Annotated in this window: 10 protein-coding genes; 6 read left to right on the top strand and 4 right to left on the bottom strand. The window is 63.5% G+C overall.

The window, feature by feature from the left end; translation table 11 throughout:
• Nucleotides 1-12 precede the first annotated feature (12 nt).
• Complete coding sequence (locus HPY44_16785) at nt 13-840, top strand: NAD(P)-dependent oxidoreductase (protein ID NSW57669.1); 828 nt, start codon at nt 13-15, stop codon at nt 838-840.
• A 408-nt stretch (nt 841-1248) separates the two neighbouring features.
• Here HPY44_16785 and HPY44_16780 read toward each other — a convergent pair whose 3' ends face one another.
• The 4 genes from HPY44_16780 to HPY44_16765 all read right to left on the bottom strand — a co-directional run bounded on the left by HPY44_16780 (nt 1249) and on the right by HPY44_16765 (nt 7192).
• Entirely contained in the window at nt 1249-2238 is a 990-nt protein-coding gene (locus HPY44_16780) for a Gfo/Idh/MocA family oxidoreductase (protein NSW57668.1), read from the bottom strand.
• A 255-nt stretch (nt 2239-2493) separates the two neighbouring features.
• Nucleotides 2494-4971 carry an ATP-dependent Clp protease ATP-binding subunit gene (locus HPY44_16775; GenBank protein ID NSW57667.1) on the bottom strand — a complete coding sequence of 826 codons (2478 nt, stop codon included), beginning with the start codon at nt 4969-4971 and terminating at the stop codon, nt 2494-2496.
• Between the two features lie 191 nt (nt 4972-5162).
• The gene (ilvE, locus tag HPY44_16770) at nt 5163-6044 is read right to left on the bottom strand and encodes a branched-chain-amino-acid transaminase (protein NSW57666.1); all 882 of its coding nucleotides are present in this window, start codon (nt 6042-6044) and stop codon (nt 5163-5165) included.
• A gap of 338 nt (nt 6045-6382) precedes the next feature.
• Complete coding sequence (locus HPY44_16765; GenBank protein ID NSW57665.1) at nt 6383-7192, bottom strand: M55 family metallopeptidase; 810 nt, start codon at nt 7190-7192, stop codon at nt 6383-6385.
• Between the two features lie 90 nt (nt 7193-7282).
• On the opposite strand from HPY44_16765, the gene HPY44_16760 reads away from it, so the two are divergent.
• The 5 genes from HPY44_16760 to HPY44_16740 all read left to right on the top strand — a co-directional run bounded on the left by HPY44_16760 (nt 7283) and on the right by HPY44_16740 (nt 17676).
• Nucleotides 7283-11578: a hypothetical protein gene (locus HPY44_16760; protein ID NSW57664.1), complete on the top strand. Its 4296-nt coding sequence runs from the start codon at nt 7283-7285 to the stop codon at nt 11576-11578.
• Nucleotides 11578-12714: a hypothetical protein gene (locus HPY44_16755; GenBank protein ID NSW57663.1), complete on the top strand. Its 1137-nt coding sequence runs from the start codon at nt 11578-11580 to the stop codon at nt 12712-12714. Before HPY44_16760 ends, HPY44_16755 begins: the two co-directional genes overlap by 1 nt.
• Nucleotides 12715-12851: 137 nt before the next feature.
• A complete protein-coding gene (locus HPY44_16750; protein ID NSW57662.1) occupies nt 12852-13613 on the top strand; it encodes a glycerophosphodiester phosphodiesterase in 762 nt (253 codons plus the stop codon).
• Between the two features lie 45 nt (nt 13614-13658).
• Nucleotides 13659-15230, top strand: coding sequence for an amino acid permease (locus HPY44_16745; protein NSW57661.1), 1572 nt, complete (start codon nt 13659-13661; stop codon nt 15228-15230).
• Nucleotides 15231-15258: 28 nt separating this feature from the next.
• Nucleotides 15259-17676: a BNR-4 repeat-containing protein gene (locus HPY44_16740; protein NSW57660.1), complete on the top strand. Its 2418-nt coding sequence runs from the start codon at nt 15259-15261 to the stop codon at nt 17674-17676.
• Nucleotides 17677-17966 lie beyond the last annotated feature (290 nt).

Here is a 17966-nt window from a genome sequence, read left to right as displayed (position 1 = left end):
GGCTGACCGAAAATGAGCACGATTCTCGTCACCGGGGCCAGCGGACTCATCGGCAAGGCCATGGCGCAGGCACTGTCCGCGAACCACGAGGTCGTCTGCATGAGCCGCAAGAACCCGGGTCTCGATCTGCCCTGGGCCCGGGGCGAGTTCAGCAATTTCGAGGACCTACGCCAGCTTGACCGCTACTGCATTGATGGCGTGGTGCATCTCGCGGCCGTTACCGGAGGTTGCCTGGAGCGCGACGGGCTGCTGGTGAATGTCGAGGGCACCCGATGCCTCATGCGCTACCTCATGGACCGCGGCTGTCGGAAGTTCGTGAACGCCAGTTCCATCGCCGCCGTGGGTATGCAGAGCACGAAGTTCCGGCCCTTGCAGGTTCCTATCCCCGACGATCATCCCTGCTTCGACCGCGACGGCTACGGGGTCTCCAAGTACCTGATGGAGGAGATCACTCGGTACTACCAGCGGCAGAACGAGGAGATCGACGTCATCAACCTGCGCCTGTCCACGGTGATTCCGGACGAGAATCTCCCCGCGCCGCGGGGAGTCGGGCCACTGGGGCAGTGGGCGCTGGGCAGCATTACCATCATGGGTCTCAGCGATGCGGTGCGGGCCTTCACATTAGCCGTCGAGTCACCCATCAAGCCTGGCGTGCGCGTGATGAACGCCGTCGGGCCGAAAGCCTGGGTATCTGCGCCGGTGGCCGACATCCTGCGCAACTGGTGGGGGGATGACGTGGATGTGTCCTACTTCGAGCACCCAGGTCACGAGCACGATTCCGTCTACGACCCTAGGCTCATCCGCGAGGAATTGGGCTTCGTGGCCGAGCGGCTGCCGTAGGGTGATGAATGCCTCCCCAACCGCGTAGGTCGAGAGCGTCCCGCTAGACACCACGCCGGTCGTCGGTGCCTCGGGTTGAGACCCGGGGCTAAGGGCCTGCGACCGGGCGTCCCGAGGGACGCGAAGGCCGAGGAGATTGCCGACCGGGACGGTCGGCCTGCGCGAAAACCGCATTCCCCATCAATCCGCGTGGGGCGGGCGTCCTGCCCGCAGTGTCGTTTGCCTTCAGGTCGCGTAGGTCGAGCCTCCCGCTCGACAAGCCGTCGGTCGCCGGCTGCACCCCGTCTCTGGCCGGCACCATCACGTTGGACTCCAACAGCACTTCGAAACGCGGGGGCGAACACTGGACTTCCGAACTCATCGGCTCGATCTCTCTTGATCCGGCAGTCACACTGCATATTGCCCCCGCTAGGCGTCTTCCCACTTGCCCGACTTGGCGCTGCGGTACCCGGCGTGTATGATTCGCGTGGCCTGCATTCCGTCGACTCCGTTGAACTCCGGCGCAAGCCCCTGTGAGACCCGTTCAGCAAAGGACGCCACCAGCGGCAGGTGTACATTGTGGGTCTGCGGCGGAAGGTCCAGCACCTCATCCGTGCCTCCGCGCCGCAGCACAAGCCGCTGGCTGTCGAAGGGACTGGCGATGATGGAGCCCTCGGTGCCGTGAATCTCCATTTCGTCGAAGCTGGTCCCCAGGGCGAAACTGGCCCCGGCCACCACCTGGCACCCGCTCTTCATCCGGCAGATGAGGGTCTCCATGTCCGGGACGTCGTAACTCATGCACAGGTTGTCGGCCATCCCTGCGACGCGCTCGGGCTCTCCCAGCCAGTAGGCGAGAAGGTCCAGCCGGTGGCTTCCCACATCCATCATGCTCCCGCCACCCGCCTGTGCTTCGACTCGCCAATGCTTCCAGTCTCCCGGCGAGGGGTCATACCTGCTCCCGATGAAAACCCGCGCGCTCACCGGCGTGCCGATCGCGCCCGCATCCAGGAGTTCCTTGACCTTCCGTGCTTTCGGATACCAGCGCCGGTAATATGCGACCCCCAACGCCACGCCGGCATCCGCGCACGCCTGTACCATCCTCTTGCATTCCTCCACCGTGAGCGCCATGGGTTTCTCGCAGAGCACATGCTTTCCCGCCGCAGCGGCACGCACGGTCTCGTTACAGTGGCGAGCCGGGGGGCTGGCGATGTAGACGGCGTCAATCTTGCTATCCGCCAGCAAAGCATCAAGACTGCTGTACGCCTTACGCGCCCCAAAACGGTCGCGCATCTCCTCTGCCCGAGACCGAGTGTTGGAGAAAAAAGCAACCAAATCACTGCTTTCGTCCTCAACCATCGCCGGCGCGACCCGTTTGTTGGCGATGTCCCCGCAACCGATGATCGCCCAGTGCAGTGGCATGGCGTCACCTCGACCCCTTCGGGACTACCACGTGCCCGCAGGCAGATCCGCAGAAGCATTTCCGCACACGGCAGAGGCTTCGGGCGGCGACTGGTATAGCCCGGGAACATGTGACCCGGGGGGCACAATTCCGGCACCGCTCACCGCAGCGCCCGGTTCGCCTTAGGCATATCGGACTCCTCGCCACCGAAAGAAAACGCCACCGGCATCTTGCCGGCGGCGTGGTCTTACCAGTCGGTTGCGCGAGCTCGCACGTTATTCAGTGAGACTCTCCGCGGGAAGGGCGCTGGAGATCAGGCGGAACTCCACCTCGCCGTCCTCGCCAATGTCCGCGAGGATCTCACCCTTCTCACCCTCGTCCATAGATAGCACCTTCTCGGCCAGTGGATCCTCAATATACCGACGAACTGCCCGCCGCAGTGGCCGCGCGCCCATGGTTGGGTCGTAGCCCTCGCGCACCAGCAGGTCGCGCACGGCGTCGGTAACACTCAGGGTCAGGCCGCGGTCATGCAGATTGTGGGTGACCTCCCGCAGCTGCAAGTCCACGATGGCCTTGATGTCGTTTTCCGTCAGCGCGTGGAACACCACCACGTCGTCCAGGCGGTTCAGGAACTCAGGGCTGAAAGTCTTCTTGAGCTCTTCCATCACCTTTTGCTTCATGCGCTCGAAGCTCAGCTTGTGCTCGTCTGCGCGCTGCTGGCGTTCGCTGGTGGTGAAGCCCATGCTCCGGGTTTCACCGATCAGGCGCGCGCCCACGTTGCTGGTCATGATGATGACCGCGTTCTTGAAGTCCACCACGCGCCCCTGGCTGTCGGTGAGGCGCCCGTCTTCCATGACCTGGAGCAGAATGTGGAAGACTTCCGGGTGCGCCTTTTCGATCTCATCGAAGAGTACCACACAGTAGGGCTTGCGCCGGACCTGCTCGGAAAGCTGCCCGCTCTCTTCGTAGCCCACGTATCCCGGAGGCGCGCCGATGAGCCGCGACACCGCGAACTTCTCCATATACTCGGACATGTCGATGCGGATCATGGCATCGTCATCGCCGAACAGGAATCGGGCTAGAACCCGGGCGAGATAAGTCTTCCCCACACCGGTGGGCCCCAGGAACATGAAGGAGCCGGTGGGGCGCTTGGGGTCTTTGATGCCCGCGCGGGCACGCCGGACCGCCTTGCAGATGGTGGTGATCGCCTGATCCTGACCGACGATCTCCTCATGCAGCGCGTCTTCCATCCGCAGTAGCCGCCGTGATTCCTCTTCCGAGAGTGTGGTCACCGGGACGCCGGTCCAGACGGAGACAACCTCCGCTATGTCTTCGCGGAACACGTGCGGGCGCGGGGTGTCGTCTTCCTCATCCCAGCCTCCGCCGAACCTGCCAGGCCGGTGCAAGCGCGGCCTGTCTGTCTCCAGGGGGTCGTCGAATTCCTCTTCTTCCTCATCCTCGAAATGGCTCAGGTGCCGTGGCAATTCCCGGACTTCACCCGGCTGCCAGTTTTCCCGCAACTTCACCCGCGAGCCGGCTTCATCCAGCAAGTCAATGGCTTTATCGGGCAGCGAACGATCGCTGATGTACCGCACCGACAGGTCCACGGCGGCCTCGAGAGCATCTCGTTCGTAGATCACGTGGTGGAAGTCGGCGTAGCGATCCAGGATACCCTCCAGGATGCCCAGGGACTGCTCCTGGGTAGGCTCGGCGACCATGATCGGTTGGAAGCGCCGTTCCAGCGAGGGCGTCTTCTCGATGTGCTTACGGTACTCATCAAGCGTGGTAGCGCCGATGCACTGCAGTTCACCGCGTGCCAGGGCGGGCTTCAGGATATTCGAGGCGTCCATCGCGCCTTCCGCCGCACCGGTTCCGACGATGGTGTGGAGCTCATCGAGGAAGACGATGATGTGGCCGCTGGAAGCGCGAATCTCCTCCATGACCCGCTTCATACGCTCCTCGAACTCGCCGCGATACTTAGTGCCCGCCACCAGACTCGCCAGGTCCAGCGCAACAAGCCGCCGATTGCGCAGCGGTCGGGGTACGTCGCCATCGGCGATCCTCTGCGCAAGGCCCTCGGCGATTGCGGTCTTACCTACACCCGCTTCGCCAATAAGACACGGATTGTTCTTGGTGCGCCTACACAGGATCTGGATGACCCGTTCCATCTCCGCCTCTCGCCCGATCACCGGGTCTAGCTCGCCGTCTCGGGCCAGCGCGGTGAGATCACGGCTGTAGTGATCCAGCGTAGCGGTCTTGCTCTTGCGCTCGGGGCGCCCTTCCGCCGGGCGCTCCTGATTGCCCGACATCTTCGCCGCCGCGAGTTCGCTCACACCATGACGGACCTTGCTCAGTTCCGCGCCGTAATTGCGCAAGAGCCGGTAAGCCGGGCCTTTGCCAAGCCGCAACAGGCCAAGCAGGATGTGCTCGGTGCCGATATACGGATCACCCAGGCTGCGGGCTTCCGTCCAGGCCAACTGAAGCACCTGCTGTGCTTCAGGAGTGAAGGCGATCTCGTCGCTGGCCTCGGATTCGCGGCCAAGCTCCACCTGCTGCTGCAGTTCCTGCCGCAGGCGTTCGACATTGACATTGAGGTGCTTCAGGACTTCCACCGCCGTGCCCTCGCCAAGCCGGAGCAAGCCGATGAGCAGGTGTTCAGTCCCGATAAGTTGCGCGCTGGAGCGGGTCGCTTCTGAATGCGCCAGAAGCACTGCCCGCCTTGCGCGGCTGGTGAAACGCTGCCAGAGCTCCATGGAACGGGTACTCCTCCTGTTTTCCCCTCCGCCGGGTACAGATGACTGCGCGAATAGTAACTTGGTTACTCAACGCTTCGGAGACGTTTCTGGTTTCCTTTCCTAACGCCCGACATCCCAGTCCGGTTTCCCCGTTCGCCAGCATCTCCCGCGGTTGCCGCCAATGCGACCTTACCCATTCCGGGGCGCCGTTATCCTTCGTATATCGGCACGCCTTCGGACTGAGTCAACTCCCGGAACATACCTCTTAGACGCTGGGTGACCGGCCCGGGTTTCCCGTCCCCGATCTTGCGCCCATCCACGCGCACAGCCGGGATAACCTCGGCCGCGGTGCCCGTCAGGAACACCTCATCGGCGTTGTAAACAGCGTGCATCCGAAACAGCTCTTCCTTTACGGGTATCCCTGCCTTCTGCGCCAGCTCGATGATTGCCTGGCGCGTGATGCCCTTCAGATTGCCGATGAACAGGGGCGGCGTGATGAGCCCGCCATCCACCACCAGGAACAGGTTGTCGCCAGTGCATTCGGACACATACCCGTCATGGCTGAGCATGATTCCCTCAGGCACTCCCGCCTGGATCGTTTCGATCTTCGCCAGGATATTGTTCAGATAGTTCAAGGGCTTCAGGGCCGGGTCGAGACAGTCGGGCGGGACGCGGCGCGTGGCGCAGGTAATGACGTGCAGCCCCTCGCGATAGTACTGTTCCGGGTAGAGCGTGATCTGGGCGGCGATGATGATCACCGAAGGCTTCGGGCACTTGCGCGGGTCCAGCCCGAGATCTCCCACCCCGCGAGTGACAACCAGGCGAACGTAACCATCACTGATGTTGTTGGCCGCGCAGGTGGCGCAGACGGCCCGTATCATCTGGTCCTTCGACATCGGAATCTCGAGCATCAGCGTCTGAGCACCCTGGAAAAGCCGATCAACATGCTCTTCCAGCCTGAAAACCCGGCCATTGTACGCGCGGATGCCCTCGAATACCCCGTCGCCATACAGCAGACCGTGGTCGAAGACTGAGATTTTGGCGTCACTTTCGGGAACCAACTCGCCGTCGATGAAGATCTTCAGGGCCATTTCGGACCACCTATTGAGGCGGCGCTTCCTGCCGTCTCGGGTTTTTCGCAACGGGACCAGACCCATTGCCGCATACCAGTATATCACAACCGCCAAAGGCGTGACAGACCGCGTGGATACCACCCGTGTCGGAGCACCTGTGCCCCATCGCGCCGTCTGCCTGAGGCACGACGCCGCCAAGCCCGTCACGGAGAGCGCGCACACGCCCCGGACACTTGTCCGCGCAGGCTTGCCCGTGAAGTCGGCAGCTCTTACGTTGGAAGACCTTCGCAAGGTCGCTGAATGACTCGACAGCGTCCGGTGTCAGGACTTCCGCTCAACGCCGTTCCCTGCCCAAATCACGCCATTTTCAGCAGAATCTCCACCATATTCGCCGCTGCAAGGCCATCAGTCACCAGCGCTTTCACAGTGGTGTCATTCACCCGTTCCACTGTGGGAATCAGACTTGCGGCCTGGGCATGTATGGGCCGGTGATATTCCAGCTTTACCTCGATCGGCGATGCAGGCACAAAGGGCTCGGCAGTGGGAGCGGCGGCCAGTCCCTTCGCTACCGCCTGCCGGATGAGCGCCCTGCCCGCCTCAAGCGGCAGGCAGGCGGCACACTCCCTGGTCAGGGCCCTCTTGACCGCTGCTGTCGCCACCTGCGGCCCCAGCACCTCTCCCACTTCGGCGCAGAGCCGCTCGTCGCCACTGACCATCACCACAGGAACCCCAAAAGCACCCGCGTGGGCCGCGCTGATGCCGTATTCGCCCAGCTCCACCCCGTTGTACCAAAGGCGCCGAGTAGCCATGATCATTGTGTGCGAGATCGCGCCGTCCTGGGTCATCGACCGCGCGTGGTAGCCGATGAGCAGGGCTGCGTCGAAAGAGCTGTCGATCCCGTCCATCATCCGCGCCACTTCAGCCCAGCCCTGTATGAGACGCACTCGCGGGTGAAGGCGGTCGATCAGGATGTTGTTCGCTGAACCGTGAGCGTCTTTCACCCATACTTCCGTGGCCCCGGCGTCGAAAGCGGCTTCGGCGGCAGCGTTCACATCTCCCGTCATCAGATCCCGGGCCCGGCCGAAATCGTAGTGGCTTTGTTCGGTCATGTCTGACCGAACGATCCCGCAGATGCCTTCCATGTCCGCGGACATGAACACCTTCATCCGGTTTCCTCCAGGCTTAGCAAAGGTTTCACCGCTGATATTGGCGAAATACACGCAATCCACAAAATTCGCGGTGAGGAGGTTGTGCGCATGAGGGCGCTATTTCCGGCATTTGTCCTGATGTTCCTGCTTGCGGGATGGGCCGGAGCGGAAGGAATTGGCGATTACCTGCTGCCCAACGGCGAACCAATTGTCGGCGTCTACTACTATTCCTGGTATGGTGGCGAGCCGTACCGCGCCGTCGGCTGGACCCCGGAGTTCCAGTACGACAACCGCAATAACGATGCCCACATCCGCGAGGTCATCAAGGCGATGACCGACTACGGCATCAACCAGGCCTCGTTCTCATACTGGGACAACAGCGGGTACTTCAACCTTCTCGACAAACACCTGCGCCAGGCCAGGGATCTCGCCGCTCAGGGGCGCGAGTGTTACTTCTCCCCATATCTGGAGCCAAACACCGTCAACAAGGTCTTCGCAGACCCCGACGCTCAAAGGGAGAATATCGACTTCATCTCCACTTACACTAAGGCCTTTGGCGCACACCCCCTCTTCTGCAGGCTGGGAGACGTCCCGTTTACGAATATCTACGTCGCATACTACATCCCCGACGAGACGGACGAGGACTTCCGGACATTTCTGCAGGATAAGTACGGCTCCATTGATGCCCTGCGCAGAGCGTGGGCCGGTCCTGAAGGCTACACCGACCAGGGCATCCCCGAAGCGGATCTGCCCATGAATTTCGGTGCGGTCAGGTTGCGATCGGCGATCCCGGGCACCATCGCTTTCGCCGACCGCCAGGCTCTGCGCGCGCGGCGGCTGAAAGAAGGCTGGGGCGAGGTCATTAGCGGCGTCAAAGACCGTACCGGCATGGACAGCCGTTACACCGGAGATGTCTCATCCACCAGCGTGAGCCCGGTGGATTACATGCAGAGCCTCACCGGGATGAGCTGGTATAGCTTCGCCTATCCGTTGAACAATCCCACGCGTCGCCCCAAACTCATCTCCGAAGTGGCCAAGTTCACTGACACCACCTTTCTTTACACCATTGCACCGGGCTACGTAGACCGCCAGCAGCGCTGGCCCGGCGCGCGAGTGGAGCGAGAGCCGTACCTGTACCCTTACGCCTGGGTGAAAGCCATCCAAGCCCTGCCCGAGGGTGTGATGATCCTCACCCATTCGGAGTGGTTCGAGGGCTCGATCATCGACGTTACGAAAGAGTATGGCCGCCAGCAGTATGAAGACACTGAACTGTACTCTTCGGTCTTTCGCGCGGCCTTCGAGAGCATCTACAACGAGAAGCGAGACCGTGAACCCGTGGCCATCGTCTTCAACGAGTGGACGAACTATTCACTTCACGACAATGGCCCCGAAATGCGGGATGTGTCCGGACTCATCAAGCTCCTGGAGTGCCTGAACGTCGAATACGACGTGATTCCCGAGAGCTCTCTCTCCACCGAAGAGCTTGCCGGGCGTAAGCTGGTGCTGGTGCCCAACTGCGGCATCTCGCTGGCCCCCGGTCATAATGAATTGCTGCTGGACTGGGCCCGGAATACCCCCGGGGCGCGCCTGATTGTGGACGAGTCGCGTTGGTGGGCCGACGCCCTGGGCATCGAGCTCGGCGAAGGACGGGCGCCGATCCTGCGCTATCGCTGCGACAATGTGGGCAAGTGGATCAGCCCCCTCTCAGAGCGGGCATACGGGCTGCGAGTGGCCAATGCGGGCGTCTGCACCCGGATCGGTGAGACTGAGGGCGAGACGCCCAAGATCCTGGGACGCACCTACGAGGATGATGGTCGCGGCGTGATCTTCTTCAACGGCCGCCTGGGCGCCGAGTTTGAAGCGGCCTTCAACGCCGCAGCGTCCCAGGGGCGCGTGCCCGTGCTGGAATGTGGGGCGCTTCTTGATCTCCTGAGGTCCGGCGGCCCCGAATTCGAGAGGCTTCTGCCCGATCCGCCGTCCAGTGACTTCGAGATCAAGGCCGGCCCGGTCCTGCGCGCGAAAGATACGCTGATTCTCCCCGCGGGCAATGTCCTGCCCTGGGGGGCTATCACCAACCACCGTGAGGTGGGCGGCGGACTGGACAGCGGACATTCCGCGGAAGAGACGATGCCCTGGCAGCGCGGGCGCTGCTCCTTCAGCGTCACGGTCGATCCCGGCGCCCCAGTGGCCCAGGTGTACGCGATCGACAGCGACTCCGGCCGGTTCGTGGACCTGGCATTCCACCGCGAAGGCGACAGCGTATCCTTCGACATGCCTCTCAAGTTCCACGGCCTGTTCGCCGTGGCGCAGTCCCCAATCAAGCTCATTACGCCACCGATCACACTTCAGCCGGGACAGAACGCCAAGGTGACGGTGGAAGCGGTCAATGTGACCGGAGAGCGCACCGAAGCCGTGCTGTCTCTGCGGAAGACCCCCGGCTTGAGCATGGAGCCAGTGCGCTTTGCGGTGCCGGCTCTCGCCACCGCAAAGGTGCCGATTACCCTGGACGTGGGAACCGACTATGCCAGCGGCGAACGCACCGTCAGCTTCGAACTCGAAGCCGGCGGGCGCACAGCTGTCTTGTGGCGCGGACTGCACGTAGACCTGCCCGCCTGCATCGGTACCCGGACCACAATCCTGGGCGGCAAGGCAGGCGAGAAGGTCACCCGGCGCGTGACGTTGGTGAACGTGGGCGAAACCCCGGCGCAGGGACTGCAAGTTACGCTGGAGGATGGACAGGTGGGCGTCCCGGACCTCGCGCCGGGTGCGGAAGCCTCCGTGGACCTGACCTTCACCATCCCCCGGTCCGCGAGGGCCGGCAAGGCGCCGAAATCGCCGGTGGAACTCGTTCTCGGCGCCGGCAAACAGGAGAGGGGGCTGTCCACGAAGTCCACGGCGGACGGCCAGACTCAGGATCTCGAACTTGCAGGACGGGGAGCCACGCAGCCGATCCCGGGCATCAAGGACGCCGGCGCCAGCAACCAGATGATCTACCTCTTCGCCGACGATGCCGCCTTGCCCCCGGGCGACTATGATCTTGAGGCCGTGGTGGACTACTTCGACCGGGGCACTGGTCGTTTCATGATCGAGTATGACTCCACCAGCGGCGACAGCATTGAGGACCGCTACCGCGATTCAGCCCCTGTGAGTCTCACCGACAGTGGCCAGTGGCGCACCGCGACCCTTGCCCTGCCCGGCGCACGTCTCGCAGGACGCCAGAACGCCGGCGCCGATCTGCGCATCAACGGCATCGTCCCCGTGGGGCGCATCATCCTGCGCGGTCTCACCCAGACCAGCCAGACGGTACAACGCAAGATGACCGTCGCATACACCCAGCACGGCCACCCCATGAAACAGGACCTGGACATAACCCTCGTCGCTTTCGAGGGCGATGTGCCGGAGGAGGCCCAGCTGAACCCCTTCGGCAACCACGTCGCGGGCTACCTCAATGGTCCCGCGCCCGCGAGGGACAGCGCCCTCAAGACCACCGACCTCGTGGCTTCTCAGGGGCTACTGGTGGTTGATACCCCCTATCTCAGCGCCGTCTGGGACAAGACCCGCGGTGGGCTGGTGAGTCTGACGAGCAAACAGACCCGCACCGACTACGCCGCATTCCCCGGGCCGATGGTCCCGGTACTGACCCAGCTTGCCGACGGCGATCCGGAGTACTTCGCGCCGGGCGATCTTGTGACCGAGGGCAACCGCATTGCTGCCCGCGGGACAACAGGGCCCGGCGACGTCCTTGATGTGCAGGACACCTGGACGGTTGCCCCGGACCAGCCGAAAGTTACGCTCCAGCGGTATATCGCTCCGCGTCAATCGGTTGAGCTGGCCGAGTTCGCCCCGGCTGTCTTGCGCCTGAACCCGGAGCCCTTCGACCAGGTGCTGCCGCTGGGCGTGGGCTTCAGGGATGAGGCCCAGCCGGGGCGCGGGTGGCTGGAGACTTGGCATTCCGACGGATGGTACTTCGCGTATTCCGGCGCCCCGGAGAGCGCGCGGCACGGGCTGGCAATGACCGTCAGGGCTGAGAAGATCGCGGGGCGGTCGGGCTTGCGGCGATTCCGTTACGGGTTCTTCCCGGCGGACGGTCTGCCCGCGCCCGAACCTGGCGGGGTGGCGTCCGATGAGCTTCAGGTGCGCCTGCGCGGCAATCTGAAGCTGGAACCAACGGACCGCATCCAGATAACCATCGACCTGTACCTGCTGCCCGGGGGGTCGTGGCGCGCGGCCCGGGAGCTGGCGCTGATCAATGCCAACCCCACGGAACTCGCGAGCAACACCACCGTCACGGGCGGCGACTGGTCCCGCGCCGGCGGACCCCAGACTGCGGTTCCTGCAGCGCCCTTGTATATGTTCCCAGTACGCCAACCCTACCCCAGCGCCGCATTGGAGGGTGATCGGTGATGAGAGCGACTGTCATTGCAGCATGTATGGCGGTCCTGCTGGGCCTGCTCGCAAAGGCTGCTACCTGCGGCCCCCTTGCAATTGCGATCGTTCCCCCGCAAGATTACCAGCCGACCATCTCGCAGGTAAAGACCGCGGCGGCGGCCTTGCAGGTGGCCGTGGACGAACTCACGCCCGACCAGCTTGTGGACCCGGGGCTGTTCAATGCGACCCGATACCCCCTGGCGGTGTACGTTGGCGGGGAACGGTATGCCTACACTGTAAAGACCCCCGGCGACGGTGCGGAAGCCCTGCTCCGTTACGTCCACCAGGGCGGGACGCTCTTGGTTGCCGGGATGTGCTGGCCCTTCTACCGCCCGGTGGATTATCTCGGAGAGAAGTGGACGCCCAGCAAGGGCGAGGTGCCCCAGTTCCGCAAGGACGCAGACGAGCATCTCGTCAGTCAAATGAAGGCGCTGGGGCAGAGCTCCGTGGGCAACTTCAACCGCTACCTGGGCATCAACATTTCCGGGGAGGGCACCGAGCAGTTCGAGGCCCCTGACGAGCCCATCACCATGCGCCTGGTCTCCGACCGCATTCGCCCGGCTGGCCTGCCCGAGGCTTTCCCGTTCCCCTCCTCCGGTGATCTGCGCTTCCGCCCGGCGTCCGAGCGTGTCGGCCTCGATGGCGTCGAGTTCGAGCCGGTCATCAAGGCCGTCGGCGAATCCATGCAGGACTACGGAGCCGCGATGGCGGTCATCCGGCACCCAGGCCCGCCGGAGGGCCTTGTGGTATACGTCTGGGGTACCCTCATGACCACCTCCCATGCTCCGGCGATTACCGCCGATGTCTTGCGTCTGGCCGCGCGGCGGTCTTCGACGCCCGAAGAGCGACGCACGGTCTCGACCATGCGAGAGCAACTTGATGGCCTGGTCCGCCGGAACCGAGAGCTGTCCCGGAACCTGTCCGCGTCCGCAGAGAGCATGCCCGCCCGGGCATACCTGCTGCGGGATGCTGGGTACCAGGCGCGCATTCTGAACAACCTCGCCGACATGATCCTCGTGCGAAACTTCGAGCCTGCGCGAGAGGCCATGGCGCGCGCCGACGACGCCATCTCGCGGCTCGAAGCGCGGCTCGCGGCGGTGCAAGACCAGTGAGTGCGGTCTTCCATCGACGCCACGGCAGTGGCGTTGCCGTTCTTGCTCTGCTTCTCTACGGCTGCATGGGCCCGGCACGTGTCTCTGTCGGGCCCTGTGTCTGGGCCGACGAACCGAAAGTGAGTGCACCTCGTACCATGACCGACGCCCATCCCCTCGTCCGACCGGAACTGCCGCTCATCGTCGCCCACAGGGGGTTCTCGGCAATCGCGCCCGAGAACACCCTCGCCGCATTCCGCGCCGCAATGGACGCAGGCTCGCCCGCGGCCGAATGCGATGTGTACCTGTCCGCCGACGGCCACGTGGTCCTCAGCCACGATGCCACCGTAAACCGATGCACAGACGGGACGGGCAGGATCCCGGAGATGACCCTCGCCGAACTCCGGGCGCTGGACGCCGGCTCCTGGAAGGGCCCGCAGTATGCAGGGGAGCGCATCCCCACTCTCGCTGAGACCCTCGAACTCCTGCGCGGGAAGATGCACCTCATCGTCGAGGTGAAGCAACCGGGGATCGCCGAACAGGTGGCAAAGACTATCCGCTCCTGCAATGCCCTGGGCGCCTGCACAATCATCTCCTTCAATCTCGAGACTTGCGCCCAGATGCGCCAGATTGAACCCGCTCTGCCGGTAGGCTGGCTCACAGGCGGCATTCCCGAGGACGACTCGGAACTTGCCGAGCAACTGCTGGAGACCGCGCTCTCGGCGAACGTGCAGTTTGTGGATGTTGCGTATAAGGGTATCCTTCCCGCCCTGCTGAAACGGGCCCAGCTCGCGGGAATGGCGGTCTGGGCGTGGACGGTGGACAATCCTGCCGACATGCAAGCACTCGCCCGGGCCGGGGTGGCGTCCATCACCACCAATGACCCGGCTCTTGCCCTGAAGACCCTGTCTGAACCCTAGCGAAACGCGCCGAATCACCATGCCTATCTGGAGGAACCCGCGGCGATGAATCGACTCTTCGCTTGTAAGTCCCTGGAGCAGGTCTATGAGGAAATGCAGGGCGAGAACCGCCTGCGCCGGGTACTGGGGCCATTGGGGCTCACAAGCCTGGGGATCGGCTGCATCATCGGAGCAGGCATTTTCGTCATCACAGGTTTGGTTGCCCACGAACGCACCGGGCCGGCCCTGATCGTCTCCTTCATCGTGGCCGGATTCGCCTGCGCCCTTGCCGCCCTGAGTTACGCCGAGTTCGCGGCACTCACCCCGGTTGCTGGTTCTGCATATACTTACGCCTACGCCACCATGGGTGAGCTTCTCGCCTGGATCATCGGCTGGGACCTGGTGCTGGAATACACCGTGGCATCGGCGTCCGTCGCGCACGGTTGGTCGAAGTACGCCCAGAGCTTCATCGGCATCTTCGGCCTCGAGATACCCCCCTCGTTAGCCAGCGCACCCTTCGATTTCGACGCAACCGCCGGCAGGTTCGTGGCCACCGGAAGCTACTGCGACATCCTGGCACTCGCCGTGGTGGCTGCTCTCAGCATCATTCTGGTCCTGGGCATCCGCGAGAGCGCGCGGTTCAACACGGCGATGGTCATTCTCAAGGTCGCGGTGGTGCTCCTGGTTATCATCCTGGGGGCAATGTACGTCGATCCGGACAACTGGGTGCCCTTCGCGCCCTTCGGCTGGGCGGGGGTGACGATCTTCGGGAAGACCATCTGGGGTCAGACAACCGCCGGGGGTATGCCGGTAGGGATGCTGGCCGGTGCGGGCATGATCTTCTTCGCATATATCGGCTTCGATTCGGTCTCCACCCACGCGGAGGAGGCCCGCAACCCCCAGCGCGACGTGCCCATCGGCATCGTGGCGTCGCTCCTCATCTGCACGGTACTGTACGTGGCGGTTTCGGCGGTCATCACAGGAATGGTTCCCTATGACCAGATCGATACAGAAGCCCCCATCGCATCTGCTTTCGCGGAGCACGGCCTGGGCTGGGCGCATTTCATCATCTCTCTTGGCGCTGTCGCGGGGATCACGTCGGTGCTTCTTGTGCTTATGCTCAGTCAGCCCCGGGTTCTGCTTGCGATGGCGCGCGACGGTCTGTTGCCCGAGAGCTTCTTCGGCGCAGTGCACCAGCGTTTCCGGACACCGTACAAGTCCACCATTCTCACCGGAATCGTGGTGGCCGCGATGGCCGCATTCCTGCCTTTGTCGGTACTTGCGGAATTGGTGAACATCGGTACGCTGCTTGCTTTCGTGATGGTCTGCCTTGCAGTGCTCATCATGCGCCGCACCCATCCCGAAGCTCCCCGTCCGTTCCGATGTCCCTGGGTCCCGGTGCTGCCGCTGCTGGGCATCGCCCTGTGCCTGCTGCTCATGCTATCCCTGCCGTGGGAGAACTGGCTGCGGCTCGCGGTTTGGCTCTTCATCGGGATCGTCATCTACACAACCTATGGTCGAAAGCACAGCAAACTCCAGGCCCGCATCGAGGCCGGAGCGTCCGGCGAATGCCTGGTGGAAGCCGCTCCGTCTGGGTCTACGCCGGAAAACCGTACGAGCACGCCGGTTGATGACTGATCGCCCCAATCACCTCAGGAGAACTCTCATGCATCACGCACTGGCGCGGCTCGCTGCCGCGGTTCTACTGCTCGCGGCGGCGCATTCGGCGGTCTGCGTCGAACTGCCGCCTGTCGTCCGAGGCAACCACACCGTCATCCTGCGTCTGCAGCCCGGCCCCGTTACAGTCACAGTGTCCAAGCGTGACCTCAATATCTATCCAAATGCGGACCCTGTGCGGTTTACACTGTTCGATTCCCAGCGCCGCCAGGTGGGTCAGGTGGAACTGCCCGATGACGGCAATTCGCCGGGCATCCCCGCGCCGCTGCAGGAGGCGGTCATGGAGGCCGTCTGTCACGGACCTGGAACCTGGCGGCTCGTAGTGGACGGTCCCTCAGGTGACTTTGTCTTTGGCCTACGGTTGTCCTCGGGCGCGTACATGGTCGAAGGCGACATGCTGCTCAACAATGGCGGGATCGGCGGCGACCTGCTATTCACCCCGCCGGTCGGTGCTTTCACTATCCAGGCCCAGGCCCTGCACGATCCGGGCCGCCAACAGATGCCTCTCTTCGACGGCGCAGGCAACCTCCTGCACACCTTTGACCTGGGCAAGACCGGCGACAACCGAGAGTTCAAAGTCGAGGCGGACACCGGCGACCGCAACAGGCCCTGGCGCTTCCGCATCGGGAAGATGGATGTGAAACTCAACGTGCCCGGCGTAACGCTCTGGAACTGCGATGAGACCGCGTTCTTCCCGGTGGAGAAGCACCGCTGGATGCTTTTCCCGTATTCCGAGACTCGCTGTCTGCAGCCGGGACAGGAAGCCGAAGTGCACTTCACACTGCGCAACCAGACCGGCGCCCCGGATCAGTTCGCACTGACTGCGGCCGCGGACGACGGTTTGAACGTCGCCATTGTGGCTCCGGAATCGCCGGTGAGCGTGGATGGGCAGCGCTACCGCAACAGCGCCGAAATCACGGTACGCGTGGGGGTGCGAGGGGACGCAACTGCGGGCGCCGAACTTGGCGGGGTTCTCATCGCGGCTTCGGTCAAAGACCCAGCCGTCGCGGAGACCGTGGGCATCCGGGTTCTGGTGGGTCCGCCGCTGGTATCTCGAATGCTGGACGGACCTGTGGTGCTGGAGCGCTATCGCCACGAGAACTACCAGTTCGGCTACGCTCCCGATTACGTGACGAACGAGGTGTACTTCGACCTGACCAACCGCCCCTGGATACGTGACCGCACCAGCCACCGCTACACGACCGGGGCTCTGACCACACTTGAGAACGGACAGTGGGTCAGTCGGCGGTTCGAGGATGCGGTGCGCGCGACGGTGGAAGGCTTCCGGGGCTTTTACATGGGCGGCGGGTTCATTGGCGCGAAAGTCGCCTTTGACCCCGATGGAGGCGTCTACACGCCGCTTCTCGCGATGCGCACCGGACAACCCCACCAGCCGGTGCTGGTGTACACGCCGGATCGCGGTGCAACCTACCAGGTAATCCCCTTCGAAGGCGGCGTGCCGGACATTGAGCAGTTCACCGGTCACAATGGCCCGGACGGTCCGCCGACGGTGCTCAGCTACCGCCAGACGAAAGAGCACCCGGCCACGTTCTGCTCGTACAATGATTTGCTTCTCTATGCGCCGCGGAAGACGGAAGCGGGGATCGAGATAGGGGAACCGGTGCTGGTGTCCGACAACTGCCTGGGCGCCTGCCAGCATTCGGGCGGTCCGGGGTCTGTGGCCACGCGCGGGGGGAAGACCCATGTAGTCTGGGGCGAAGTTGCCCCGGATGATGCGCCCGGGGTGCCCACGTACATCGCAACCTTCGACCGCGCAACAGGCACTCTCGGCGAGAAGGTGCTGCTGGGCTACGGCCCGCCGGTGAATGATGTGCATAATGTGCCCGCAATCACCCTGGACAGCAAGGGCTACATCCACGTGATGACCGGCGCTCACGGGGCGAACTTCACTTACCGCCGGTCCCTGGTCCCGAACGACGCTTACTCGGGCTGGACAGAGCCGGTAAACGTGCTGGATGCCGGATACGTGGACGACAAGTCGGATGCTGACGGTATCGGAAGGCAGACGTACATCTCGCTTGTGTGCGGGCCGGATGACACGCTCTATACCGCCTACCGTCAGTGGAGGCAGGGCGTTGACCCGTACCACGACGGGAACATTTACGCGGCGCTCAGTTTCCAGAGTAAGCCTCCGAACGGTCCCTGGGGCCCCGCGCAGCCCCGGGTCATTCCTCCGGTTGATGGCTACTCGATCTACTACCACAAGCTCACTATCGACCGGCAGGGAAACCTGTACTTGTCCTATAGCTACTACACTTCGGACCTGACATATCAGAACGAGTACCCGGAGCAGTATCACAACTGCGCGGTCCAGGTTTCGCGGGACAAGGGTGCGACGTGGAAGCTGGCAGAAACCTCGGACTTCGCGGCGGGTGTGGCGAAGTAGGCGGGTGCTCAGCAAGAGCTGAAGGCCCATCTCATTCCACCAGCTCACGCTGGCGGCAGACTGACGCCCCCTGACGGGCGCTGACGGCCATTGGCTGCGGGTGCCGCTGCTTCCGACGCCACTGAGACAATGCCCCCACTGTCGCCTTCGAGGCCGGAGGGTGACGGTGAGGGCACCAGAGACAAGGGCGCCATGCGCCATCAGTCGAAGCGGGTACAGGCACACAAAACATCAACGGCAGCGCATTGCGATGCCGGTCCACCACCGTTGCCGGCCACCGCCTGCTGCCA

It is taken from the genome of Armatimonadota bacterium (assembly GCA_013314775.1).
In the GTDB taxonomy this organism is placed as follows: domain Bacteria; phylum Armatimonadota; class Zipacnadia; order Zipacnadales; family JABUFB01; genus JABUFB01.
Note: the sequence above shows the minus strand (reverse complement) of the source record. Positions and strands in the feature narration are given on the sequence as shown.

What these genes read in the sequence shown, in the direction of transcription:
- HPY44_16785 (NSW57669.1), top strand. Translation starts at nt 13, where the DNA reads ATGAGCACGATTCTCGTCACCGGGGCCAGCGGACTCATCGGCAAGGCC.
- HPY44_16780 (NSW57668.1), bottom strand. Translation starts at nt 2,238, where the DNA reads ATGCCACTGCACTGGGCGATCATCGGTTGCGGGGACATCGCCAACAAA.
- HPY44_16775 (NSW57667.1), bottom strand. Translation starts at nt 4,971, where the DNA reads ATGGAGCTCTGGCAGCGTTTCACCAGCCGCGCAAGGCGGGCAGTGCTT.
- ilvE (NSW57666.1), bottom strand. Translation starts at nt 6,044, where the DNA reads ATGGCCCTGAAGATCTTCATCGACGGCGAGTTGGTTCCCGAAAGTGAC.
- HPY44_16765 (NSW57665.1), bottom strand. Translation starts at nt 7,192, where the DNA reads ATGAAGGTGTTCATGTCCGCGGACATGGAAGGCATCTGCGGGATCGTT.
- HPY44_16760 (NSW57664.1), top strand. Translation starts at nt 7,283, where the DNA reads ATGAGGGCGCTATTTCCGGCATTTGTCCTGATGTTCCTGCTTGCGGGA.
- HPY44_16755 (NSW57663.1), top strand. Translation starts at nt 11,578, where the DNA reads ATGAGAGCGACTGTCATTGCAGCATGTATGGCGGTCCTGCTGGGCCTG.
- HPY44_16750 (NSW57662.1), top strand. Translation starts at nt 12,852, where the DNA reads ATGACCGACGCCCATCCCCTCGTCCGACCGGAACTGCCGCTCATCGTC.
- HPY44_16745 (NSW57661.1), top strand. Translation starts at nt 13,659, where the DNA reads ATGAATCGACTCTTCGCTTGTAAGTCCCTGGAGCAGGTCTATGAGGAA.
- HPY44_16740 (NSW57660.1), top strand. Translation starts at nt 15,259, where the DNA reads ATGCATCACGCACTGGCGCGGCTCGCTGCCGCGGTTCTACTGCTCGCG.